Source organism: Streptomyces spinoverrucosus (assembly GCF_015712165.1).
GTDB lineage: Bacteria > Actinomycetota > Actinomycetes > Streptomycetales > Streptomycetaceae > Streptomyces > Streptomyces spinoverrucosus_A.
This window is the reverse complement of the sequence record NZ_JADPZX010000001.1, coordinates 3,158,000-3,181,454: the sequence shown is the minus strand read 5'-3', so window position 1 is coordinate 3,181,454 and position 23,455 is coordinate 3,158,000. Positions and strand designations below refer to the sequence as shown.

Below are 23,455 nucleotides of genomic sequence, written 5' to 3'. Positions count from 1 at the left end.
CCACCCCAACCGACACCTATGCGTCCGGCGGCCAGGTTTTCTTCCCCTAACGGGCTGAACTTTTGTTGATCTCGGGGCAGTTGACCGTCCGGGCGTCCTACCCTTCAGAGGGTGAAGCAACTGATGTCACTGGAGTCCGACGCCGACCTCCTCAAAGCGGCCGGAGCGGCGGGAGCCGCCCTTCCCGGCACGCTCCCCGAGCCGCTGCGTGCCGAACTCGTCGCGTTCCGCCGCGACTTGCACATGCACCCGGAACTCGGCAACCAGGAGTTCCGTACGACCGCCGCGATCAAGGCCCGGCTGGAGAAGGCCGGCCTGCGGCCGCGCGTACTCGCCGCGGGCACCGGGCTCGTCTGTGACATCGGCGTCGACGGTGATCAGTGGCGCGACGGGCCCGAGATGCTGGCCATGCGGGCCGACATCGACGCCCTGCCCATCCCGGACGCCAAGACCGAGTGCCCGTACCGCTCGACCGTCCCCGACCGGGCGCACGCCTGCGGTCACGACGTCCACACGGCCGTGGTGCTGGGCGCCGGGCTGATCCTCGCCGACCTGCACCGGCAGGGTCTGCTGCCGCAGCCCGTACGGCTGGTCTTCCAGCCCGCCGAGGAGGTGCTGCCCGGCGGCGCCGCCGACGCCATCGACTGCGGGGTGCTCGACGGGGTGAAGCGGATCATCGCCGTGCACTGCGACCCCCGGGTGGACGCCGGGATGATCGGCCTGCGCGAGGGCCCGATCACCTCCGCCTGCGACCGCCTGGAGATCGCCCTCGACGGCCCCGGCGGCCACACCGCCCGCCCCCACCTGACCACCGACCTGGTGACCGCCGTCGCCCGCGTGGTCACCGACGTGCCCGCGCTGGTCGCCCGGCGTGTCGACGCCCGCAGTGGGCTGGCGGTGACCTGGGGCCGCATCGAGTCCGGCCACGCGCCGAACGTCATCCCGCAGCACGCCGAGCTCGCCGGGACCGTGCGGTGCCTGGACATGGAGGCGTGGCGGGAGGCCCCCGACATCGTCCACGCGGCGATCGACGAGGTGGCGAACCTGCACCGCGCCAAGTCGGAGATCAACTACATCCGCGGTGTTCCCCCCGTCGTCAACGAGCCCGGCGTCACCGAGCTCCTCGCCGACGCCATGAGCGCCCGCCGTGGCGCGGAGTCGGTCGAGGCCACCGACCAGAGCCTGGGCGGCGAGGACTTCTCCTGGTACCTGGAGCACGTTCCCGGCGCCATGGCCCGTCTCGGCGTCCGCACTCCGGGTGAGCGCACCGTCCGCGACCTCCACCAGGGCGACTTCGACGTGGACGAGTCCGCGATCGCGGTGGGCGTGGAGCTGTTCACGGCGGCGGCACTCCTCGACGCGGGCCGGTAGCCAGTAAGGAATCCTTCCGGTTGCGCCCCCCGTTCAGCAGGGGCAGCCTGGTGCGCGTAGCGGTGGGGCGTGCCCGAAAGCACGCCGGGATCGCCCCAGGAGCACACCATTCGAGTCGGTGGTTCACGAGTATGTAACCGGCCACCGGCACGAATGGATAACGGCCAGGCAGAACCCCGTTCCCAGGAGTGTCTACGCGCGTTAATGTGCGCCGAATCGAGCACCCACTGCGGGGCTTTGGAGAATGGGGAACTTCAGATGCGTCGGATATCCAACCTGACCCGCGTCGCGGTGGGGGTCGCGTCGCTCGCGCTCGCCGCCACGGCCTGCGGTGGCACCAGTGGTGAAAGCGGTGGCGGTTCCGGTTCCAAGGAGGACCTGGGCCTGGCCATCGCGTACGACATCGGCGGCAAGGGCGACCAGTCCTTCAACGACGCCGCGTACGCCGGTCTGCAGAAGGCCGCCGCCGAGTTCGGCTACAAGACCGACGACGTGGAGCCGACCGAGGGCGAGACCGACGCCGACAAGGAGCAGCGCCTCTCCTCGCTCGCCCGGCAGGGCTACAACCCGGTCATCGGTGTCGGCTTCGCCTACGGCCCCGCCATGGAGGCCGTGGCCAAGAAGTACCCGGACACCACGTTTGGCATCGTCGACTCCGAGGTCAAGGGCGAGAACGTCGCCTCCCTCCTCTTCGCCGAGGAGCAGGCCTCGTACCTGGCCGGTGTGGCCGCCGCCAAGGCCACCAAGTCGAATGTCGTCGGCTTCGTGGGTGGTGTCGACATCCCGCTGATCCACAAGTTCGAGGCCGGCTACAAGCAGGGCGTCGAGGACACCAGCGGCGGCAAGGTCAAGGTCGTCTCGCAGTATCTGACGCAGACGGCCGAGGAGGGTGGCTTCTCCAGCCCCGACAAGGGCAAGGCCGCCGCCGAGGGGCAGATCGAGAAGAAGGCCGACGTCATCTACCAGGCGGCCGGACTGTCCGGGCAGGGTGTCATCGAGGCCGCCGCGAAGGCCGAGGTCTGGGCGATCGGCGTCGACTCCGACCAGTACCAGCAGGAGGCGCTGGCGGCGTACAAGAAGTACATCCTCACCTCCGCGCTCAAGGATGTCGGCGGTGCGGTGTACGAGCTGGCGAAGTCCGTCGAGGGCGGCAAGCCGCTGACCGGCGTGCAGACCTTCGACCTGAAGGTGGACGGTGTGGGGCTGTCCGACACCAACCCGGAGTACGCGAAGATCGAGGGTCTTCAGGCCGCCGTGGAGACGGCCAAGGAAGGCATCATCGACGGGTCGATCAAGGTCAGGACCGAGTAGCGAAGTAGTGCGGTGGAAGGGGAGCGGGCGGAGGCGGTTGTCTCCGCCCGCTTTCGTCGTGGTCGCGGTGGGTGCCTGCGGCGGCCTGTGGCTGTGGGTGCCGGGTTGCTGTAGCGCCTGACGCCGGGTGGTGGGTCGGGGCCGTGTCGGGGGGTGTCCGTCCTCGGAACGGCGCGGAATCGGTCACTTACCAACCTGCCCGGGTTGACGCGCCAACCGCTGCGGGCGGACACCCCCCGACACGGCCCCTTCCGTGCGTACGCGGCTGCGGGTAGTCGTGGGCTGTCATTACCCAGGGCCACCCCTTGTTTGCATACGGCATGGCTCTGAGCTGGGTGTGCGTGGTGTTGGCCACGGGCGGATAACAAGGTGGACAGAAGGGGTTTTCAGGTTGGTCTACGCGCGTTAATCTGCGGCGAAGCCAGCGCCGAAGCTGAACCGTACGGCGCTTGTACGACTAGGAGCACCACACATGCGCCGGGTTTCCCGCATCGCGGTCGCAGGCGCAGCGACCGCCTCCCTCGCCCTTGCCCTGTCCGCCTGCGGCGGCACCTCTACCCAGAGCTCCTCCGCGGAGTCGAAGGGCGACAAGGGCCTTGCCATCGCCTACGACGTCGGCGGCAAGGGCGACCAGTCCTTCAACGACGCCGCGTACGCGGGTCTGGAGCAGGCGAAGAAGGAGTTCAAGTACGAGACGGCCGACATCGAGCCCACCGAGGGCGAGACGGACGCCGACAAGGCGCAGCGCCTGGCCTCGCTGGCGAAGCAGGGCTACAACCCGGTGATCGGTGTCGGCTACGCGTACGCGCCGGCCGTCGAGGAGGTCGCGGCCAAGTACCCCGACACCACCTTCGGCATCGTCGACGACTCCCAGGTCCAGGCGGACAACGTCGCCGACCTGGTCTTCAACGAGGAGCAGGCCTCGTACCTGGCCGGTGTGGCCGCCGCCAAGAGCACCAAGACAAATGTCGTCGGCTTCGTCGGTGGTGTGGACATCCCGCTCATCCACAAGTTCCAGGCGGGCTTCGCGCAGGGCGTCACGGACACCAATCCCAAGGTGAAGGTGCTGTCGCAGTACCTGACGCAGACCGCTGAGGAGGGCGGCTTCTCCAGCCCCGACAAGGGCAAGACGGCCGCCGAGGGGCAGATCGAGAAGAAGGCCGACGTGGTGTACGCGGCTGCTGGTCTGTCCGGTCAGGGTGTGATCGAGGCCGCCGCCGCCAACAAGGTGTGGGCGATCGGGGTCGACTCCGACCAGTACAAGCAGGAAGCCCTCGCGAAGTACAAGGACTCCATCCTCACGTCGGCCACGAAGGACGTCGCCAAGGCGGTCTACAACCTGGCGAAGTCCGTGGAGGACGGCAAGCCCGAGACCGGTATCGTCAAGGGCGATCTGAAGACCGGCGAGGTGGGCCTCGCGGACTCCAACCCGAAGTTCGCGAACAACGCCGAGCTCCAGGAAGCCATCGAAGCGGCCAAGGAGAAGATCATCAGCGGCGAGATCAAGGTCAAGAGCAGCTGACAAAGCGGGTGCCGAGCAGTCGGTAACCGCGGGGTTACGTCCGCTCAACGGGGTACGGGGAGGCTGTCTCCCTGTACCCCGTTGTCTCGGCGCGTCGCCCCCTTTGTATGCCGTAGGGGCGCTACGCGCGTAGACGACCCCCGTCCCCAGGAGAGTGCGCCATCAACGCGTCCAGCAGCCCTCCGGCCGGAGCGGCGGTCCACGGTCAGGCGACCGCCGTCGAACTCGCCGGGATCACCAAGCGTTTCCCGGGCGTCGTGGCCAACCACGACATCCACCTCAGCGTCCGCAAGGGCACCGTGCACGCCCTGGTCGGCGAGAACGGCGCCGGCAAGTCGACGCTGATGAAGATCCTCTACGGCATGCAGAAGCCGGACGAGGGCACCATCACCATCGACGGTGAGCAGGTCACCCTGCACAGCCCGGCCGACGCCATCACGCGCGGCATCGGCATGGTCCACCAGCACTTCATGCTGGCCGACAACCTCACCGTGCTGGAGAACGTGGCGCTGGGCAGCGAGAAGCTGTACGGCATCGGCGCCAAGGCCCGCCGGAAGATCAAGGAGATCTCCGAGCGGTACGGCCTCGGCGTGGAGCCCGACCGTCTGGTCGAGGAGCTCGGTGTGGCCGCCCGTCAGCGTGTGGAGATCCTCAAGGTCCTCTACCGCGGCGCCACCACGCTGATCCTCGACGAGCCGACCGCCGTCCTCGTGCCGCAGGAGGTCGACGCGCTCTTCGACAACCTGCGGGAGCTGAAGGCCGAGGGGCTGTCGGTCATCTTCATCTCGCACAAGCTCGGCGAGGTGCTCTCCGTCGCCGACGAGATCACCGTCATCCGGCGCGGCACGACGGTGGGTACGGCCGTCCCCTCCGAGACCACCCCGCGGCAGCTCGCCGAGATGATGGTCGGCAGCGAGCTGCCGACTCCGGAGACCGCCGAGTCCACGGTCACCGACCGTCCCGTGATCACGGTCGACAAGCTGCGCCTTCAGGCTCCCGGTGGCAAGGCTCTCCTGGACGACATCACCTTCACCATCCACGCCGGTGAGGTCCTGGGCATCGCCGGTGTCGAGGGCAACGGCCAGACCGAGCTGGTCGACGCGCTGATCGGCCTCAAGCACGCCGACTCCGGCACGATCACGCTGGCCGGCGAGGAGATCACCGCCTGGGCCACCCGCAGGCGCCGCGAGCAGGGCATCGGCTACATCCCCGAGGACCGCCACCGCCACGGCCTGCTCCTGGAGGCCCCCCTCTGGGAGAACCGCATCCTCGGCCACGTCACCGAGAAGCCCAACGCCAAGGGCGTATGGCTGGACCCGAAGGCCGCGCAGGAGGACACGCGCCGGATCGTCGAGCAGTACGACGTCCGCACCCCCGGCATCGACGTCACCGCCGCCTCGCTGTCCGGCGGCAACCAGCAGAAGCTGATCGTCGGCCGCGAGATGAGCCACAAGCCGCGCTTCCTCATCGCCGCGCACCCCACCCGTGGTGTGGACGTCGGCGCGCAGGCCGCGATCTGGGACCACATCCGTGAGGCCCGCCGCGAGGGCCTGGCCGTGCTGCTGATCTCCGCCGACCTGGACGAGCTGATCGGCCTGTCCGACACCCTCCGGGTGATCTACAACGGCCGGCTGGTCGCCGACGCCGACCCGGCCACGATCACTCCCGAGGAGCTCGGTTCGGCCATGACCGGTGCCGCGACCGGACACCTCGAACACGAAGAGACCCCCGAGTCCGGCGAAGACGAGGCCCGCTGATGAAGAAGTTCGACAAGGAGCGTGTGCTCCTCGCGGTGGCCGGACCGGTCATCGCGCTCGCCGTGGCCTTCGTGCTGAGCGCGATCGTGCTGATCGCCTCGGGCAAGAACCCGGTCGAGCCGTTCGCCGTGATGTTCGAGCAGGCCGGCTTCTCCGACATCCAGGTGCTGATCGTCAACCAGGCCTCGATGTACTACATCGCGGCGCTCGCGGTGGCCATCGGCTTCCGGATGAACCTGTTCAACATCGGTGTCGACGGCCAGTACCAGCTCGCCGCCATGATGGCCGCGATCGTCGGCGCCCACATGAACCTGCCGGCCGTGATCCAGATCCCGCTGCTGCTCCTCACCGCGGTGTTCACCGGCGCCTTCTGGGCCGGTATCGCCGGTGTCCTGAAGGTCACCCGGGGCGTCAGCGAGGTCGTCGCGACGATCATGCTCAACGCGATCGCCACCTCCGTCATCGGCTACCTGTGGCTGCCCAGCGTCTTCGGCGTCAAGGTCGGCAACAACAACACCACCGGCGAGATGCACGAGTCGGGCTGGGTGCCCGGCATCGACATGGGCGCGGCCGGCGAGATCTACGGCCTGGTCGTCCTCGCCGTACTCCTCGGCATCGGCTACTGGGTCGTCCTCAACCGCACCCGCTTCGGCTTCGACCTGCGCGCCTCCGGCGCCTCCGAGAGCGCCGCCGCGGCCAGCGGTGTGGACCCCAAGCGCATGGTGCTCACCGCCATGCTGATCTCCGGCGCCATCGCCGGACTCGCGGGCCTGCCCATCCTGATGGGCGACACCCACACCTACAGCCTCAACTTCCCCACCGGCATCGGCTTCCTGGGCATCGGCATCGCCCTGCTCGGCCGCAACAGCCCGGTCGGCATCGCGTTCGCCGCCCTGCTGTGGGCCTGGCTCGACAAGGCGTCGCCCGAGCTGGACTTCCACGGCTACGACAAGGAAATCGCGGTCATCATGCAGGGCCTGATCGTGCTGTCGGTCGTCGTCTCGTACGAGGCCGTCCGCGAATGGGGCCTGCGCCGCCAGCAGCGCCGGGTCGGCGCCGAACTCGCCGCCGGTCACGTCCTCGGCGCCCACAACACGAAGGAGGTGGCTGGCCGATGACCACCGCGACCGACGTCAACCAGCCCACGCTGCAGCCCGCGGCGCCGACCGGCCGCCGCCTGTCGTGGCCCGTCCTGCTGCTGGTCATCGCCGGAGCCCTGGCGCTGACCTCGCTCGTCCGCATCATCACCGGCGCCGACGGCATCACCAACGTCAGCCAGATGTCCACCGCCCTCCAGCTCGCCGTCCCCATCGGCCTCGCCGGTCTCGGCGGCCTGTGGGCCGAGCGCGCGGGCGTGGTCAACATCGGCCTCGAAGGCATGATGATCCTCGGCACCTGGTTCGGCGCCTGGGCCGGCTTCCAGTGGGGCCCGTGGACGGGTGTCCTGGTCGGCATCATCGGCGGCTGCCTCGGCGGCCTGCTGCACGCCTTCGTGACCGTCACCTTCAACGTCAACCACATCGTCTCCGGTGTGGCCATCAACATCCTCGCCCTCGGCGCCACCCGCTACCTGGCCCCCCTCGCCTTCGAGGGCCACGCGGGCGGCTCCGCCAAGCAGTCCCCGGCGGTCGAGTCCCTCGGCAACTTCACGGTGCCGGGCATCTCCGACGGCCTCAGGGAACTCAACAGCCAGGGCTGGTTCCTGATCTCCGACATCGCCGGCCTGCTCGGCGGTCTGGTCACCAACGTCTCCTGGCTGACCCTGATCGCCATCGCCCTGGTCCCCGCCACCTGGTGGATCCTGTGGCGCACCGCGTTCGGCCTGCGGCTGCGCTCCTGCGGCGAGAACCCGGTCGCGGCCGAGTCCCTCGGCGTCAACGTCTACAAGTACAAGTACCTGGCGGTCATCATCTCCGGCGGCCTCGCCGGCCTCGGCGGCGTCTTCCTCTCCATCGTCGCCAACCCCTTCTACCTGGAGGGCCAGGTCAGCGGCCGCGGCTACATCGGCCTCGCCGCGATGATCTTCGGCAACTGGATGCCGGGCGGACTCGCCATCGGCGCGGGCCTGTTCGGCTACACCGACAGCCTCAACCTGCGCGGCGGCTCGGAGAACGTCCACGCCCTGCTGCTGCTCGGCGCGCTGCTGCTGATCATCGGCGCGATCTGGATGGCCGTACGCAAGAAGTACGTCAACGCCGTGATCACCCTGGTCGTCGGCGCCCTCGTCTTCACCTGGTACGCCACCACCAACGAGGTCCCCAACCAGGTGGTCTCCGCCACGCCGTACGTCATCACCCTCGTCGTCCTGGCGCTGTCCGCCCAGCGGCTGCGGATGCCGAAGGCGGACGGTCTGCCGTACCGGAAGGGACAGGGCAAATGACCTCCGCGGTCGACTGGGACGCCCTGCGGGAGGTGGCGCGCGAGGCCATGAGCCACGCGTACGCCCCCTACTCCGGTTACCCGGTCGGGGTCGCGGCCTTGGTCGACGACGGTCGTACGGTCTCCGGCTGCAACGTCGAGAACGCCTCGTACGGCCTCGGCCTGTGCGCCGAGTGCGGGCTGGTCTCCGACCTGCAGCGCACCGGCGGCGGCCGGCTGACGCACTTCACCTGCGTGAACGGCCAGGGCGAACTCCTCGTCCCGTGCGGTCGCTGCCGGCAGCTGCTGTACGAGTTCGGCGGCCCCGACCTGCTGCTGGACACCCCGGCGGGCATCCTGCCGCTGTCGGAGATGCTGCCGCAGGCCTTCGGGCCGGGGCACCTCCGCTCGTAACTCCCGTACGGCCCCTGGGACTTGACTCGCAGGGGCCGTACTCTTCGCAATCCCCGGAAGGAAAGCCAGTCATGGCCATGGACGCCATCTCCGTCATCCGCACCAAGCGGGACCGCGGTGAACTCAGCGACGAGCAGATCGACTGGGTCATCGACGCGTACACGCGCGGCGAGGTCGCCGACGAGCAGATGTCGTCGCTCGCGATGGCCATCCTGCTCAACGGCATGAACCGGCGCGAGATCGCCCGCTGGACGGCGGCGATGATCGCCTCCGGCGAGCGCATGGACTTCTCGTCGCTGTCCCGCCCCACGGCGGACAAGCACTCGACGGGCGGCGTCGGCGACAAGATCACCCTCCCGCTGGCCCCCCTGGTCGCCGCGTGCGGCGCGGCCGTCCCCCAGCTCTCGGGCCGGGGCCTCGGCCACACGGGCGGCACGCTGGACAAGCTGGAGTCGATCCCCGGCTGGCGCGCCCTGCTCTCGAACGAGGAGATGCTGAACGTCCTGGACACGACCGGCGCGGTGATCTGCGCGGCGGGCGACGGGCTGGCCCCCGCGGACAAGAAGCTGTACGCGCTGCGGGACGTCACGGGCACGGTCGAGGCGATCCCCCTGATCGCCTCCTCCATCATGTCCAAGAAGATCGCCGAGGGCACCGGCTCGCTGGTCCTGGACGTGAAGGTGGGCACCGGCGCCTTCATGAAGACCCTGGACGACGCCCGCGAACTGGCCTCGACCATGGTCGGCCTCGGCACGGACCACGGCGTGAAGACGGTCGCGCTCCTCACCGACATGTCGACGCCGCTGGGCCTGACGGCGGGCAACGCGCTGGAGGTCCGCGAGTCGGTGGAGGTCCTGGCGGGCGGCGGCCCGGCGGACGTGGTCGAGCTGACCCTCGCCCTGGCCCGCGAAATGCTTCAGGCGGCGGGCATCCGCGACGCCGACCCGGCGAAGGCTCTGGCCGACGGCTCGGCGATGGACGTCTGGCGCCGGATGATCGCGGCCCAGGGCGGCGACCCGGACGCTGAGCTGCCGGTGGCGCGCGAGCAGCACGTGATCAAGGCCCCGTCGTCCGGCGTCCTGACCCGCCTGGACGCCTACGACATCGGCGTCGCCGCCTGGCGCCTGGGCGCCGGGCGTGCGCGCAAGGAGGACCCGGTGCAGGCGGGCGCGGGCGTGGAGATGCACGCCAAGCCCGGCGACACGGTGACGGAGGGCCAGCCCCTGCTGACCCTCCACACGGACACCCCGGAGCGCTTCGACTACGCCCTCCAGGCGGTGGCGGGCTCGTACGACATCGCGGCCCCCGGCACGGACTTCACGGCGTCGCCGGTGGTGCTGGAACGTATCGCCTGACCTGGGGTTTCTCCTTTCGGGTGAACGGGATCGGTGGACCCGCGCCGGTCCCGTTCGGCATGCTGGGATCGGTGACGACCGATTGGAGACCAGCCATGAGCGCACTCGCCGCCGAGTCCGGCTCCCCTGGGAACACGGACTGGGACGAGCTCGTCCGTGTCTGGGAGGAGACGGACGCTCCCGAGGGCAGCAAGGTGGAGATCATCGAAGGGATCGTCACCGTGTCGCCTCCGCCGTCCGAAGAACACAACGACACTGCTGAGCTGGTTCAGCGTCGCCTGTACACAGCGATTCCGGACGATTGGGGCATCTATCAGACGCTCGGCCTCGCGTGTCCGGAGACGGGCGGCCTCTTCATGCCCGACCTGTGCGTGGTACCGAGAGCTGCCTTGCGCCGCGGAACGCGTGTGCACGCCGGCGAGGCGGAATTGGTCGTCGAGGTCACGTCCAAGAGCAACGCGAACCACGACCGCATCAAGAAGGCCCATGGCTACGCTGTCGCGGGCGTACCGCTCTACCTCCTGCTGGATGCCTGGCAGTCGGGGCGTCCCACGGCGATGCTCTACGGGGAACCGCAAAGCGGTACATACCGGGTCCTTGCTTCGGTGGAATACGGTGAGGAGCTGACGCTCCCCGCACCGTTCAAGCTGGTCCTCGACACCGGTATCTTCCCGCTCAGCTGAGACCTGATCACCCCAACACCGCCGCAACCACCACGAGCACCGGCACCGACAACACCGTCGACAACAAAATCGCCTCCCGTGCGAGCACCTCGCCCACCCGGTAGCTGCTCGCGTACGTGAACAGGTTCTGCGCGGCAGGCAGCGCAGACGTCACCACCACGTCCAGCAGACCGGCCCCCCGAAGGCCGAAGACGCCCGCCGCGAGCACCCAGGCGAGCAGCGGCTGGGCGACAGCCTTGAGGGCCACGGCGAGCAGGACGGGCCCGCGTTCCCCGTTGCGCAGGGGAAGGGTGCTGCCGCGCAGGGAGATCCCGAAAGCGAGGAGCACGGCCGGGACGGACATGTTCCCGATCAGCGTCAGCGGATTCATGACGGGCTCCGGGACAGGCACACCCGCCGCGGACACCGCCACCCCCGCCAGCGACCCCAGCGCTATCGGGTTACGCAGCGGCGTGAGCAGCCGCTGCCACAGCGGGCGTTTCTCGCCACCACCCGCGAGATCCAGGATCGTCAGCGCGATCGGCGTGACCCCGACCAGCTGGAACAACAGCACCGGCGCCACCAGCGACGCGTCGCCCAGCACGTACACGGCGATGGGGATGCCGAGGTTGCCCGAGTTGACGTAACTGGAGCACAGGGCGCCGATCGTCGTACGCCCCACACCCCACCGACGTACGACACCGACCGTCACGAACACACCCGCCGCCGCTGCCGTGCTCAAAGCCGTGACCAGCAGCCGACTGGAGAAGATCACCGAAAGGTCGGCCCTTGCCAGGGTGGTGAACAGCAGAGCCGGCGAGGCCACATGAAAGGCGAGCTTGGTCAGTACCTCGCGCCCCTGATCGCCGAGGTGGCCACGCACACCGATCGCGTACCCGACCCCGATGACGATCGCGATCACCGCGAAGCCGCTCAACACCCCCTGCACGACGCCCCCTCGTCGAGGAGACACACACCGGACATCGCAGGCGGAGCTGATCCATGGGGCATACACCCAACCCTCTGGGGCACCCCTCACCCAGGTCAATGTGATCCTCGCGGCCGCCCCACCCGCGATGACTTATGAGACCCGCACCGGTCTACCGGACGTGGATACGATGCCCCCCGCCGAAATCGTGCTGGCCGGCCCCGTCACCCGGGATGAGGTGACAGGGCTCTGTGATGAGGTGCGGGCGTTGCTGGAGGCCACAGGGGCCCCAGTGGTCGTATGCGACGTCGGAGGCCTCGGACCACCGGGTCTCGCGGCTGTCGACCTACTGGCCCGACTGGCACTGACGGCCAAACGGGCCGGGGGCGGCATCCGTCTCCGCGATCCCGACCCGGCCCTACACGCCCTCCTCGACCTGGTCGGCCTCCGCTTCGAGGTGGAGAGGCAGCCCGAACAGCGGGAACCAGCGCTTGGTGTCGAGGAAGCAGTGGAACCCGGTGATCCGGTTGTCTGAGATCTCCAGCACCTGCACGGCCCACGCGGTGAAGCCGCCCGACTCCGGGTCCGGCTTGTAGTGCGCGAACCCCGGCAGTCCATTGACCTCCACCGGCCGCAGCCGGGAGCCGGCGCAGGCGGAGCCAAGGGTGGTCATGAAGCCGGTGATGTCGGCCGGCCCGTGCAGCCACAGGTCGAACGGCGGCATCGTCATCACGGCGTCCTCGTGCAGCAGCGCGGTCAGCGCCGTCATGTCATAGCCCTCGAAGGCCGCGACGTACCGCTCCAGAAGCTTTTGCTGCTCCTCGTCCAGCGGGTCGGAGACGGCGGCCTCGGCGCCCGGCTGCTGCTGCTCGGCGAGAGTCGCCCGCGCCCGCTGCAGCGCGCTGTTCACCGACGCGACCGTCGTGCCCAGCAGCTCGGCGACCTCGCTCGCCTTCCAGGCCAGCACCTCGCGCAGGATCAGCACCGCCCGCTGCTTGGGCGGCAGTTGCTGAAGGGTGGCCATAAAGGCGAGCCGCACCGACTCCTTGGCGACCGCGGCCTCCGCCGGATCGTCGGTCGTGGGCAGCACGCGGCTGTCCGGCATCGGCTCCAGCCAGGTGTTGTCCGGGCGGGGCGAGAGCGCCGCCTGGGCCAGCGGAGTCGACTCCGTCAGGTCCATGGGCCTGGCCCGCTTGTTGCCCGCCGTCAGCATGTCCAGGCACACGTTCGTCGCGATCCGGTACAGCCACGACCTGAGACTGGAACGCCCCTCGAACTTGTCGTAGCTCCGCCAGGCCCGCACCATCGTGTCCTGCACCGCGTCCTCGGCCTCGAAGGACGAGCCGAGCATGCGGTAGCAGTACCCGGTCAGTTCGACGCGGTGTTTCTCCAGCCTGATGTCGAGGTCCGTTGTCGTAGTCGCCGTGCCGTCGCTCATCGTCCACCCACCCCTGTGGCCGTATCCCGTTGGTGCGCCTCGTCACGCCCAACACTTCGGAAGCTACCGCAGCCCACTGACAATGGCCCCCGGAGCGAATGAAAGCGCAGGTAGAGGGCTTCTCAGACCAGCTGTCGCACGGACATGAGCAGATGCCGGTGTCGCACCGGCCCGCCGCCCTCGCCGCCCTCGCCGTCGAGCGCGCTCAGCAGCGCCCGCTGCCCCGTGCCCAGCAGCTCCAGTCGCAGCCGGGGCGCCTCGAAGGAGTTCAGCGCGTCCAGCAGATACGCCGGGTTGAAGGCCACGGTGACCTCCGCCGCGCCGCTCAGCGAGGCCGGCAGCCGCTGCGCCGCCACGTCGTCCCCGTACCCGGCACGCAGCAGCACCGACCCGTCGGCCGAGAAGTCCATTCGCACCGGACTGCTCGCCTCCGCCACCACGGCCACCCGCCGCACCGCCTCCGCCAGCGCCCCGCACTCCACCTCGGCGACCGCCGCCCCCGCCACGTCGAACAGCGCCCCGTACGCCGGCAGCCGCCCGTCCAGCAACCGCACGACGCTGCGCATGCCCCCGCCCTCGAAGCCGACCAGCCCGCCCCCGGCGTCCAGCCCGATCCGCACCACCCCGCACCGCCCCAGCGAGCGCGCGGCATCGAGCAGCCGCCGCGCGGGCACCAGCGCCTCCACACCGCCCGCTTCTCCCTCCGGCTTCCACCCCACCTGCCGTACGGCATACCGGTACCGGTCCGAGGCCGCCAGCGTCATCGAGTCGCCGTCCAGGCGCAGTTGTACGCCGGTCAGCACCGGCAGCGTCTCGTCCCGCCCGGCCGCCACGGCCACCTGGCCGACGGCGGCCGCGAAGACGTCGGCGTCCACCGTGCCGTACGCCGCAGGCTGGGGCGGCAGCGCTGGGTACTCCTCGCGCGGCAGCGTCGACAACCCGAACTCGGTGCCGCCCGCCTCCACCGTGAACCGCGTCCCCTCCAGGGCACAGCTCACCGGCCCGTCCGGCAGCACCCGGCAGATGTCCAGCAGCCGTCGTCCCGGTACCAGCACCTCTCCGGCCGCCCCCGTCTCGGCGTCCACCTCCATGCGCGCCGCCGCCTCGAAGTCGAACCCGCAGACCGTGAGGCGCCCCGCGCCCGCCGCCAGCAGCAGGCCGCCCAGCACCGGTACGGGCGTACGGGAGGGCAGTGCGCGCCCCGCCCAGCCGACCGCCTCGGCGAAGGCACCGCGTTCGATGCGGAAGTCAATCCGGTGGGCCATCAAAAATCCCCCTGCCAGGCGCAGTCGTCAGTGATCGCGGAGGCTATCCGCGGCCACTGACAACCGGCCCCGACCAGGGGGAATGCAAGGCCGACGCGAGCTCAGGCCGCCGTCGTCAGACGCTCGCGCTGCAGGCGGGCCGCCCGGGTGCCGAACACCGTGATCGTCACGACGCCGAGGACCGCCAGCAGGCCGACGCCGACCGTGCCGGTCCAGCCGCCCGCGTGGAAGGCGATCGCGCCGACCGTGCTGCCCGCGCTGGAGCCGACGTAGTAGGCGGACTGGTACAGCGCGGCGGCCTGGGCGCGGCCGTGGACGGCCGTCTTGCTGACCGCCGAGGACGCCACCGCGTGGCCCGCGAAGAAGCCGCCGGTGATCAGGACCAGGCCGAGCAGGACGAACGGGAGCGAGCCCGCCAGCGACAGCAGCAGACCGGCCGCCGTCGTCGCGCCCGCCGCGTACAGGGCGCCTCGGCGGCCCAGGCGGCCCACCAGGCGTCCGGCCGTCGACGCCGACACCGTGCCGACCAGGTAGATCAGGAAGATCGAGCCGATGATGCCCTGGGGGAGCGAGAACGGCGCCTCCGTCAGGCGGTAGCCGATCACCGTGTACACGCCGCCGAAGACCGTCATGAACAGCGCGCCGATCGCGTACAGGCGGCACAGCAGCGGGTTGGCGAGGTGGTCGCGGACCGTGCGGGCCAGTACGCGCGGGCGCAGGGAGCCCGGCTTGAAGTGCCGCGGCGCCGGGAGCAGCAGGCGGAAGGCCACCGCGCACCCCACCGCGATCACGCCGATCACACCGAGGGCGGCCCGCCAGCCCCACTCCTGCGCGACCCACCCGGTGATGACACGGCCGCTCATGCCGCCGACGCTGTTGCCCGCGACGAACAGGCCGATCGCCGTGATCAGCGCCTTCGGGCGGACCTCCTCGGCCAGATACGCCGTCGCCGACGCCGGAAGCCCGGCCAGCGCCGCGCCCTGGACGGCGCGCAGCACGACCAGGGCGGTCAGGTTCGGCGTGAAGGGGACCAGCAGCCCGACCGCCACCGCGACCGCCAGCGACGCCGTCATGACCGTACGGCGTCCGAACCGCTCCGACAGCGCGCTCATCGGCAGGACGAAGAGAGCCAGGCCGCCGGTCGAGGCCGCCACCGTCCAGCTCGCTTCGCTCGCCGTCACTCCGAACTCGCCCGAGATCAGGGGCAGTAGGGCCTGGGTGGAGTACAGAAGCGCGAAGGTCGCGACACCGGCGAGGAAGAGGGCGAAGCTCATCCGGCGGTAGCCGGGGCCGCCCGGGGCCATTCGGGAGTCGACGACAGGGACTGCGGAGGTGGCGCCCACGACGGTGGACGCCCCGGTACTGGCGGGAGTCATGCCTCGAAGCTACGTACGCTCCCGCTCATCCGTCCAATGCATGGAATCGCCATAATCGTTCCCATGGCGCATCAGCAAAGCTCACAGCCTCGACTGTCACCAAGCAGTGACACAGAAGACACTCAAGACATCGTCACCCTCCTCGCCCCCCGCCTCACGTACTTCGCCGGCGTCGCCCGCACCGAGCACGTCACCAGGGCCGCGCAGGAGATGAACGTCCCCCAGTCCACCCTCTCCCGCGCCATGGTCCGCCTCGAAGAGGACCTCGGCGTCGACCTGTTCGCCCGCCGCGGCCGCACCGTCTCCCTCACCACCGCCGGCCGCACCTTCCTCGCCTCCGTGGAACGTGCCCTCGCCGAGATCGAGCGGGCCGCGGACGAGGTACGCGCCGATGCCGACCCGACCACCGGCAAGGTCGCGTTCGGCTTCCTGCACACCATGGGCGCCGAGACCGTCCCCGGCCTCCTCCACGCCTTCCGCGCCGACCACCCCAGGGTCCGCTTCAGCCTGGTCCAGAACTACGGCGAGGCGATGATCGAACGCCTCCGCGCCGGCGAACTCGACCTCTGCCTCACCTCCCCCGTCCCCGACGCCCCCGACCTGGTGGCCCGCCGCCTCGACGAGCAGAAGCTCCGCCTCGTGGTCCCGGCCGACCACCGCCTGGCAGGCCGCAAACGCATCCGCCTCGCCGAGGCCGCCGAGGAAACCTTCGTCACCCTGGAACCCGGCTACGGCCTCCGCCGCATCACCGACGCCCTCTGCCGGGAGGCCGGCTTCAAGCCGCGCATCGCCTTCGAGGGCGAGGAGGCGGAAACCCTGCGAGGGCTGGTAGCCGCGGGCCTGGGCGTTGCCCTCCTCCCACCCCCGGCGGTGGCCCGCCCCGGCGTGGTGGAACTGACGGTCACGGCCCCACGCGCGGTACGAGAAATCGGCGTGGCCTGGCTGGAGGGCCACCCGGACACCCCACCGGTGGCAGCCTTCAAGAAGTTCCTGCTCTCCAGAAGGGGCAACCTGCTCCCGGCCTGACCGGCGCTACCGCCGCAGCGACCGCCCAAACCCCGCAGCCAAGGGCATCCGCAACCCCAACGGCGGCGGAGCGGCCAACGCATCCTCGACAGGCCGCGAGAACCCCCGCCCGAACAACACCCCCATCGCGAAGTCCTCGGCCAGCGCCAGCACTTCGTCCCGATGCTGATGCAACCCATGCCGATCCGAGTGCACTTCGAACCGGCACACATCCCGGTTGACCTTCTTCACCCGCGCCGCATACCGAAACGACAGCTCAGGATCCGTCCGCTCGTCATTCGTGCCGTGCACGAGCAACACCCGCCGCCCCACCAACTGTTTCACCGGTTCGGGTGAGGCCGCCATGTCGTCCTCCGGCAGCCAGGGCGCAATCGCCAGCACGGAGTTGACGGCCTCGTGCCCACCCGCGTGCAGCGCCGCCCGCCCGCCCATGTCGATCCCGGCCAGACAGACGGGGACGTCGCCGTACCGTCGCACCGCCTCGTCCGCCGCCCAGGCGGCGTCCCGCGCCAGATGCGCCTCGCTGCCGTTCCACCCGCGGTAGCGGTAGTGCACGACATGCGCGGCCAGCCCCTCCGCGCGCCCCGCGCGTACCAGACGGCGCCCCAGTCCCCGCACCGACGCGGCCGCGAGCAGGGGAGAGGGTCTGCGCGCGGAGGCCTCCTCGCCGCCGGGGAGCAGCAGCACCACTGCGCTCACCGCCGTCGGTTCCGGACCGAGCGCCCGTCCCAGCCGGGCCGTGCGAACCGGCGTCGCTTGCTGTGCCATGACAGAACAGTGTCAGAAGCACCGGTGTACGCCACCCGTCCGCACGGTCACCGTTACGTATCGACGGAAACGTACACCCGGCGATCTACGCGCGTAGGAGTTAGAGTGCGAAAATGACGAGCCAGAATGACCGGAAGACCGACCGGATGGGGCACACCCCGAGCTCGGACCAGATCCGCCGGGCGCCCAAGGTTCTGCTGCACGACCACCTCGACGGCGGCCTGCGCCCCGGCACCGTCGTCGACCTCGCCCGGGAGACCGGCTACTCCCAGCTTCCCGACACGGACCCCGACAAGCTCGGCCTCTGGTTCCGCGAGGCCGCCGACTCCGGTTCGCTGGAGCGGTATCTGGAGACCTTCTCGCACACCGTCGGCGTCATGCAGACCCGCGACGCGCTCGTCCGGGTCGCCGCCGAGTGCGCCGAGGACCTCGCCGAGGACGGTGTCGTCTACGCCGAGGTGCGCTACGCCCCCGAGCAGCACCTGGAGGGCGGGCTCACCCTCGAAGAGGTCGTCGAGGCCGTCAACGAGGGCTTCCGGGAAGGCGAGCGGATCGCCCGGGCGAACGGCCACCGCATCCGCGTCGGCGCCCTGCTCACCGCGATGCGGCACGCGGCCCGCGCCCTGGAGATCGCCGAACTGGCCAACCGGTACCGGGACTTGGGCGTCGTCGGCTTCGACATCGCCGGTGCCGAGGCCGGCTACCCCCCCACCCGGCACCTCGACGCCTTCGAGTACCTCAAGCGCGAGAACAACCACTTCACCATCCACGCCGGAGAGGCCTTCGGGCTGCCGTCCATCTGGCAGGCCCTGCAGTGGTGCGGCGCCGACCGGCTCGGGCACGGGGTGCGGATCATCGACGACATCGAGGTCGCCGAGGACGGCACCGTCAAGCTCGGCAGGCTCGCCAGTTACGTCCGGGACAAGCGCATCCCGTTGGAGCTGTGCCCCAGCTCCAACCTCCAGACCGGCGCCGCCTCCTCCTACGCCGAGCACCCGATCGGCCTGCTGCGGCGGCTGCACTTCCGGGCGACCGTGAACACCGACAACCGGCTGATGTCCCACACCAGCATGAGCCGGGAATTCGAGCACCTTGTCGAGGCATTCGGTTACACGCTCGACGACATGCAGTGGTTCTCAGTCAATGCTATGAAGTCAGCATTCATTCCTTTCGATGAACGGCTGGGCATGATCAATGACGTGATCAAGCCCGGATACGCCGAGCTGAAGTCCGAATGGCTGTTCCAGCAGACCGCGTCCACCAGGGGTTCTGCCACTTCGGAGGGCTGACCGGGGGTCGGGGAATGCGGGCGGGCGTTCACAATCCGTCCGCATTTCGATGTTTGCGGAGGGTGCCCTCGCGTGTTTACGTTCTTGAACCGCTCCCTCCCCTGAACGTCATCCCCGTTATCCCATTTCAAGTCAGTCAAGGACGCAATTCACCATGAAGCAGTCTGCTGCCAAGACCCTCGGTGTCGCCGCCCTCGGTGCCGCCTTCGCCGCCGCCGGTGCGGGTGTCGCGAGCGCCGCTCCGGCCGCTCTCCCCGACACCAGCCAGGCTCTGGAGACGGTCGCCCGGACGCTGCCGGCGGAGAACCTCAACCAGGCGGTGCCGGGTTCGGCCGAGGCGCTGCACCAGGGCCAGACCGCGCTCGGCGCGGGCCTGCGGGCCGCCCAGCCGGCCGCCGAGTCGGTGCTCGCCGAGGGCCCCACCGGCCCGGCCGCCACACTGCTCGGCGGGATGCCGGTGCAGGGCGTGCCCGCGCACGGCACCGGCGTGAACGGCCTCCCGCTGGCCTGAGCCACACCCTTGCACGTGCCGATGGGGCGCACCCTTTTCAGGGGGTGCGCCCCATCGGCGTGTGCCCCTGAGGGAGGGCAGATCCGGGGGTGGTGTCACCAGGCTGTGCGGGCCGCCTTGTCCTCCGACGGGAGCAGGATCCACAGCGCGATGTAGAGCAGGAACTGCGGGCCGGGCAGCAAGCAGGAGAGCAGGAAGATCACACGCATCGTCGTCGCGGAGGTGCCGAAGCGCCGTGCCAGCGCTGCGCACACTCCGCCAATCATCCGACCACTGGTGGGGCGGGCAAGGCGGCTCATCGCGGCTCCTTCGTGAGCGTCTGTCCGAGGCCTCCTCTTCTGGCTGCCTCGTTCTGACATCCACGCTACGGAGACGAAGGGGGCAAAGCATCACTCCATGGGGCGATCCCGACCCTGGGAATCGTCGGGGTACGACCCTGAGGGGCGTCCTCCGTCGGCAGCGGCGGCAGCGCTGCCCGGCTGCGGGCCAGAGCCCTGCGGCGCAGCCAGTATCGGCCCGCCGGGACGACCGCGACATGGGTGAGGGTGACGCCCGTGGTGTTCAGCAGCAGCGAGTCGACGTCCACGACCTGGCCGGGCACGCCGGTCTGCAACAGCTCTATGCCGAGCGAGATCAGCGCCCCGGCGGCGACCGTGCGGACCAGGGAGCCGAGCGGGGAGACCCGCGGTCTGCCGCCCACCATCGGCAGCAGCACGCCCAGCGGCGCGAGCAGCCCGAGCCCGGCGCCGATGCTGCGCGCCGCCTCGGGCCAGCCCAGCGCGAGGTCGGCGCGGATACCGGCGAGCGGATGCAGATTGGCGGGCATCACCCAGGGCACGTCCAGCGGACGCAGCGTGTACCAGGCGACGAACGCGAGGTGCGCGGCGAGGAGGACACCCCCCGTCACCCGCACGCGGATCGCGGCGCTGCCGCCCCTGGAGCCTTGACGCTGCACGCCCCCCTAGACGCGGCCATCGGCAGGATCGGTTCCGGGTCGGGACCCCCTACCCGGGTGAGGCATGCGCCACACCTGCCGTCAGCCGCCCGTGACCTCCGTCGACGGTGGTTCCACCTCGCCCGGGCGGGCGCGGACGTCGTCGGTGCACTCGTAGCTGCGGGGCGGCGCGGCACCGGGGCCGCCGAGGATCACCGAGCCGTCGCCCTCGGCCGCCGCCGAGTCGGAGAACGTACAGACGATCTGGGCGAGCGCGTACGAGGTGAGGTCCTCGGGGGCCGTCGTCAGCCGCAGCGTGTCCTCCGGATCCCGCGGGCCCGGCCCGCTCACCGTCATACCGCCGCGTACGTCCGTGGAGTACCCGGCCTGCTTCTCGGCCGCCGACGGCGTCTTGGCGAGCTCGTCCAGCAGGCCCTGCGCGACCAGCACGCGCCGCTCGGAGTCCTCCGTGCCCTGGGGCACCCGCACCGCCCGGTCGACGGTGACCAGCGACGAACCACACAGCAGGAACACCTGTACGGGCATCCCGGGCGTGGACTGCGTGGTGATGCCCTGCCCGGCGAGCGAGCAGTGCGCCCGCGAGGGCGCCGGCCCGAAGTCCGTCGGCACCTCGGTGGCCCGGATGCCGCATCCGGCGAGCAGCGCGGCGAACACCGGCACCACCAGCAGACGAGCCTTCCTCACGCGTCCCCCTTCTTGGAGCGCTTCTCCTCCGCCGCCCGCACCGCGTCCGACGCGTCCCTCGGCAGCCGCAGCGTGAAGACCGCACCGCCCTCGGGGGAGTTGGCCGCGGTGATGTCGCCGCCGTGGATGTGGGCGTTCTCCAGGGCGATGGACAGGCCGAGGCCGCTGCCCTCGGAGCGTGGGCGGGAGGCGCTGGCCTTGTAGAAGCGGTCGAACACGTGCGGCAGGACGTCCTCGGGGATGCCCGGCCCGTGGTCGCGCACCTGGATGACGACCTCGCTGTCCTCCTCGCGCACGGACACCCGCACCGGCGAACCGCCGTGCTTGAGCGCGTTGCCGATGAGGTTGGCCAGTATGACGTCCAGGCGGCGCGGGTCGAGGCGGGCGTGGATGCCGCGCTCGGCGTCCAGCTCCACCGCGTCGAGCCAGGCCCGCGCGTCGATGCAGGCGGTGATCTGGTCGGCGACGTCGACGTCGTCCGCGACCAGCCGGGCGGTGCCCGCGTCGAAGCGGGTGACCTCCATCAGGTTCTCGACCAGGTCGTTCAGCCGCCGCGTCTCGCTCACCACCAGCCGTACCGCGGGCTCGATCATCGGGTCGATGCCGCCGCCCTCGGATTCCAGCTCCTCCTCCAGCACCTCCGTCACGGCGGTGATGGCGGTGAGCGGTGTCCGCAGCTCATGGCTCATGTCAGCCACGAATCGCCGCGACGCCTCGTCCCGTGCCGCCATGTCCGCGACCCGCTTCTCCAGCGCCTCGGCGGCCTTGTTGAACGTTCGGGACAGATCGGCCAGTTCGTCGGTCCCGGACACCCTGAGCCGGGTGTCCAGCTCGCCCTCCCCGAGCCGCCGCGCGGCGACACCGAGCCGGTGCACGGGCTTCAGCACGGTCGTGGCGGCGGCCTGCGCGAGCAGCGCCGAACCGATCAGCGCCAGACCGGTGGCGATACCGAGCGACCAGGCCAGCGAGTTGAGGTCCTTGGCCTCCGGCTCCAGCGACTTCACCATGTAACCGGTCGGCCCGCCGCCGATCACCCGGGTGCCGGCGACCAGGTACGGGGTGCCGTCTTCGACGATCCGCTGCCAGTACAGGTGGTACGGCGACTTGTTGTTCGAGGTGAGCGGCTGCTGCTTGTTCACGGCTGTGCGCAGCGACTTCGGTACGTCCGCCAGCGCGAAGCCGTCGTTCAGGCCGCCGGAACTTCCGTACACCGCCTTGCCGCTCGCGTCCTCGGCGACGAGGAGCACGCTGAAGCGCTGGCTGCTGCTGGCCATCTGGCCTGCGGTGCGCTGGAGTTCGTCCTGGGTGGGGTGGACGGGCAGGGCGCCGGCGCGGTTCTTCATCTCCTGCTCGAAGTCGCGCAGCACCGCGTCCTGGGTGCGGGTGAGCACGGCCTCGCGGTTGAGCCAGTACGCGATCCCGGACGCGGACACCGCGGCCGTCAACGCCACCAGCGCGAACACCACGACCAGCCGCAGCCGCAGACTGGTGAAGCGCAGCGTCGACAGAGCTCCCTTGCGTGCCGCGGCCCAGCCGCGGAAACCACCGTGCTGGTCTGTCACTGAGGGGCGTCCAGCCGATAGCCGACACCCCGCACGGTACGGATCAGTGTCGGGGACGACGGCACGTCCTCGACCTTGGCGCGCAGCCGCTGGACGCAGGCGTCCACGAGCCGGGAGTCACCGAGGTAGTCGTGCTCCCACACCAGCCGCAGCAGCTGCTGCCGGGACAGCGCCTGACCGGGCCGTCGGCTCAGCTCCAGCAGCAGCCGCAGCTCGGTCGGCGTGAGCTGGAGGTCCTCGCCGTTCTTCGTCACGGTCATCGCCGCGCGGTCGATGACGAGGCTGCCGAAGGTCGCCGCGTCGTTCGCCTCCCGCTCGCCGCGCCGCAGCACGGCCCGGATCCGCGCGTCCAGCACCCGCCCCTGCACCGGTTTGACGACATAGTCGTCGGCGCCGGACTCCAGCCCGACCACGACGTCGATGTCGTCGCTGCGGGCGGTCAGCAGGATGATCGGCAGCTGGTCGGTGCGCCGGATGCGTCGGCACACCTCGAACCCGTCGATGCCGGGCAGCATCACATCCAGCACGATCAGATCCGGTCGCTGCTCACGCAGGAGCTTCAGACCGTCCTCACCGCTGGCAGCGGTCGCCACGCGGTGTCCCTGGCGCGTCAGTGAGAGCTCCAGGGCCGTGCGGATGGCGTCGTCGTCCTCGATCAGCAACAGGGAAGGCACGGGCTCATTCTGGCCCATGGTGGCCCGGCGTTTCGACACTCGGGCGGCTGCGTAGCCGTACCGCTCTTCTCTGTGACCGTGCTGTGGGGGTTCTGCGAACGGCCTACGGCCCATCCCCTGTGACAGGTCTGTGACAGTCGGCGGACACGGCCATGAAGTGGGCTCGGCAAGCTTTTCGGCACAGGCAAGGAAGCAAGGACGAGCAAGGCCGAACACCGGTAAGTCCACG

The 23,455-nt window shown here is 70.2% G+C and carries 23 protein-coding genes; 13 read left to right on the top strand and 10 right to left on the bottom strand.

Annotated elements, in window-relative coordinates; all coding sequences use genetic code 11:
• Positions 1-123 precede the first annotated feature (123 nt).
• The 9 genes from I2W78_RS14235 (at position 124) to I2W78_RS14195 (ending at position 10,771) form a co-directional block, all read left to right on the top strand.
• On the top strand, positions 124-1,371 hold the full coding sequence (locus tag I2W78_RS14235; protein ID WP_196464556.1) for a M20 family metallopeptidase: 1,248 nt from the start codon (positions 124-126) through the stop codon (positions 1,369-1,371).
• Positions 1,372-1,629: 258 nt separating this feature from the next.
• Positions 1,630-2,682 (top strand): BMP family lipoprotein, encoded by a 1,053-nt coding sequence (locus I2W78_RS14230; RefSeq protein WP_196460078.1) that lies wholly within the window; start codon positions 1,630-1,632, stop codon positions 2,680-2,682.
• 472 nt (positions 2,683-3,154) lie between these two features.
• On the top strand, positions 3,155-4,204 hold the full coding sequence (locus I2W78_RS14225; protein ID WP_196460076.1) for a BMP family lipoprotein: 1,050 nt from the start codon (positions 3,155-3,157) through the stop codon (positions 4,202-4,204).
• A gap of 161 nt (positions 4,205-4,365) precedes the next feature.
• Positions 4,366-5,961, top strand: coding sequence for an ABC transporter ATP-binding protein (locus I2W78_RS14220; RefSeq protein WP_196464555.1), 1,596 nt, complete (start codon positions 4,366-4,368; stop codon positions 5,959-5,961).
• Positions 5,961-7,079, top strand: a complete 1,119-nt coding sequence (locus tag I2W78_RS14215; protein WP_196460074.1) for an ABC transporter permease — start codon at positions 5,961-5,963, stop codon at positions 7,077-7,079. Before I2W78_RS14220 ends, I2W78_RS14215 begins: the two co-directional genes overlap by 1 nt.
• Complete coding sequence (locus tag I2W78_RS14210) at positions 7,076-8,341, top strand: ABC transporter permease (RefSeq protein WP_196460072.1); 1,266 nt, start codon at positions 7,076-7,078, stop codon at positions 8,339-8,341. The genes I2W78_RS14215 and I2W78_RS14210 overlap by 4 nt, the downstream gene beginning before the upstream one ends.
• A complete protein-coding gene (locus I2W78_RS14205; protein WP_196460071.1) occupies positions 8,338-8,733 on the top strand; it encodes a cytidine deaminase in 396 nt (131 codons plus the stop codon). The genes I2W78_RS14210 and I2W78_RS14205 overlap by 4 nt, the downstream gene beginning before the upstream one ends.
• Positions 8,734-8,804: 71 nt before the next feature.
• Positions 8,805-10,088, top strand: coding sequence for a thymidine phosphorylase (locus I2W78_RS14200; protein ID WP_196460069.1), 1,284 nt, complete (start codon positions 8,805-8,807; stop codon positions 10,086-10,088).
• Positions 10,089-10,183: 95 nt separating this feature from the next.
• A complete protein-coding gene (locus I2W78_RS14195) occupies positions 10,184-10,771 on the top strand; it encodes a Uma2 family endonuclease (RefSeq protein WP_196460067.1) in 588 nt (195 codons plus the stop codon).
• A gap of 7 nt (positions 10,772-10,778) precedes the next feature.
• Here I2W78_RS14195 and I2W78_RS14190 read toward each other — a convergent pair whose 3' ends face one another.
• On the bottom strand, positions 10,779-11,699 hold the full coding sequence (locus I2W78_RS14190; protein ID WP_196460065.1) for an AEC family transporter: 921 nt from the start codon (positions 11,697-11,699) through the stop codon (positions 10,779-10,781).
• Positions 11,700-11,826: 127 nt separating this feature from the next.
• Here I2W78_RS14190 and I2W78_RS14185 point away from each other — a divergent pair, with 127 nt between their 5' ends.
• Positions 11,827-12,213 (top strand): STAS domain-containing protein, encoded by a 387-nt coding sequence (locus I2W78_RS14185; protein ID WP_196464554.1) that lies wholly within the window; start codon positions 11,827-11,829, stop codon positions 12,211-12,213.
• Here I2W78_RS14185 and I2W78_RS14180 read toward each other — a convergent pair.
• The 3 genes from I2W78_RS14180 to I2W78_RS14170 all read right to left on the bottom strand — a co-directional run bounded on the left by I2W78_RS14180 (position 12,097) and on the right by I2W78_RS14170 (position 15,757).
• A complete protein-coding gene (locus I2W78_RS14180) occupies positions 12,097-13,116 on the bottom strand; it encodes a sigma-70 family RNA polymerase sigma factor (RefSeq protein ID WP_196460063.1) in 1,020 nt (339 codons plus the stop codon). The genes I2W78_RS14185 and I2W78_RS14180 overlap by 117 nt on opposite strands.
• Positions 13,117-13,238: 122 nt before the next feature.
• Positions 13,239-14,369: a DNA polymerase III subunit beta gene (dnaN, locus tag I2W78_RS14175; RefSeq protein ID WP_196464553.1), complete on the bottom strand. Its 1,131-nt coding sequence runs from the start codon at positions 14,367-14,369 to the stop codon at positions 13,239-13,241.
• Between the two features lie 113 nt (positions 14,370-14,482).
• The gene (locus I2W78_RS14170) at positions 14,483-15,757 is read right to left on the bottom strand and encodes an MFS transporter (RefSeq protein ID WP_196460061.1); all 1,275 of its coding nucleotides are present in this window, start codon (positions 15,755-15,757) and stop codon (positions 14,483-14,485) included.
• A 63-nt stretch (positions 15,758-15,820) separates the two neighbouring features.
• On the opposite strand from I2W78_RS14170, the gene I2W78_RS14165 reads away from it, so the two are divergent.
• The gene (locus I2W78_RS14165) at positions 15,821-16,783 is read left to right on the top strand and encodes a LysR family transcriptional regulator (protein ID WP_196460059.1); all 963 of its coding nucleotides are present in this window, start codon (positions 15,821-15,823) and stop codon (positions 16,781-16,783) included.
• Positions 16,784-16,789: 6 nt separating this feature from the next.
• Here the strand turns inward: I2W78_RS14165 and I2W78_RS14160 are convergent, their stop codons facing one another.
• The gene (locus I2W78_RS14160) at positions 16,790-17,551 is read right to left on the bottom strand and encodes an alpha/beta hydrolase (protein WP_196460057.1); all 762 of its coding nucleotides are present in this window, start codon (positions 17,549-17,551) and stop codon (positions 16,790-16,792) included.
• A 113-nt stretch (positions 17,552-17,664) separates the two neighbouring features.
• On the opposite strand from I2W78_RS14160, the gene I2W78_RS14155 reads away from it, so the two are divergent.
• Positions 17,665-18,840 carry an adenosine deaminase gene (locus I2W78_RS14155; protein WP_196460055.1) on the top strand — a complete coding sequence of 392 codons (1,176 nt, stop codon included), beginning with the start codon at positions 17,665-17,667 and terminating at the stop codon, positions 18,838-18,840.
• A gap of 154 nt (positions 18,841-18,994) precedes the next feature.
• Positions 18,995-19,351 (top strand): ATP-binding protein, encoded by a 357-nt coding sequence (locus I2W78_RS14150; protein ID WP_196460053.1) that lies wholly within the window; start codon positions 18,995-18,997, stop codon positions 19,349-19,351.
• 95 nt (positions 19,352-19,446) lie between these two features.
• On the opposite strand, the gene I2W78_RS14145 is transcribed toward I2W78_RS14150, so the two are convergent.
• The 5 genes from I2W78_RS14145 to afsQ1 form a co-directional block, all read right to left on the bottom strand.
• Complete coding sequence (locus I2W78_RS14145) at positions 19,447-19,650, bottom strand: PspC domain-containing protein (RefSeq protein WP_171114203.1); 204 nt, start codon at positions 19,648-19,650, stop codon at positions 19,447-19,449.
• A 65-nt stretch (positions 19,651-19,715) separates the two neighbouring features.
• Positions 19,716-20,306 carry a VanZ family protein gene (locus tag I2W78_RS14140; RefSeq protein WP_196460051.1) on the bottom strand — a complete coding sequence of 197 codons (591 nt, stop codon included), beginning with the start codon at positions 20,304-20,306 and terminating at the stop codon, positions 19,716-19,718.
• 81 nt (positions 20,307-20,387) lie between these two features.
• Positions 20,388-20,990 carry a hypothetical protein gene (locus I2W78_RS14135; RefSeq protein ID WP_196460049.1) on the bottom strand — a complete coding sequence of 201 codons (603 nt, stop codon included), beginning with the start codon at positions 20,988-20,990 and terminating at the stop codon, positions 20,388-20,390.
• Positions 20,987-22,552, bottom strand: a complete 1,566-nt coding sequence (locus tag I2W78_RS14130; RefSeq protein ID WP_196460047.1) for a sensor histidine kinase — start codon at positions 22,550-22,552, stop codon at positions 20,987-20,989. Before I2W78_RS14130 ends, I2W78_RS14135 begins: the two co-directional genes overlap by 4 nt.
• Positions 22,549-23,226, bottom strand: a complete 678-nt coding sequence (afsQ1, locus tag I2W78_RS14125) for a two-component system response regulator AfsQ1 (protein WP_100569907.1) — start codon at positions 23,224-23,226, stop codon at positions 22,549-22,551. Before afsQ1 ends, I2W78_RS14130 begins: the two co-directional genes overlap by 4 nt.
• Positions 23,227-23,455: the final 229 nt, after the last annotated feature.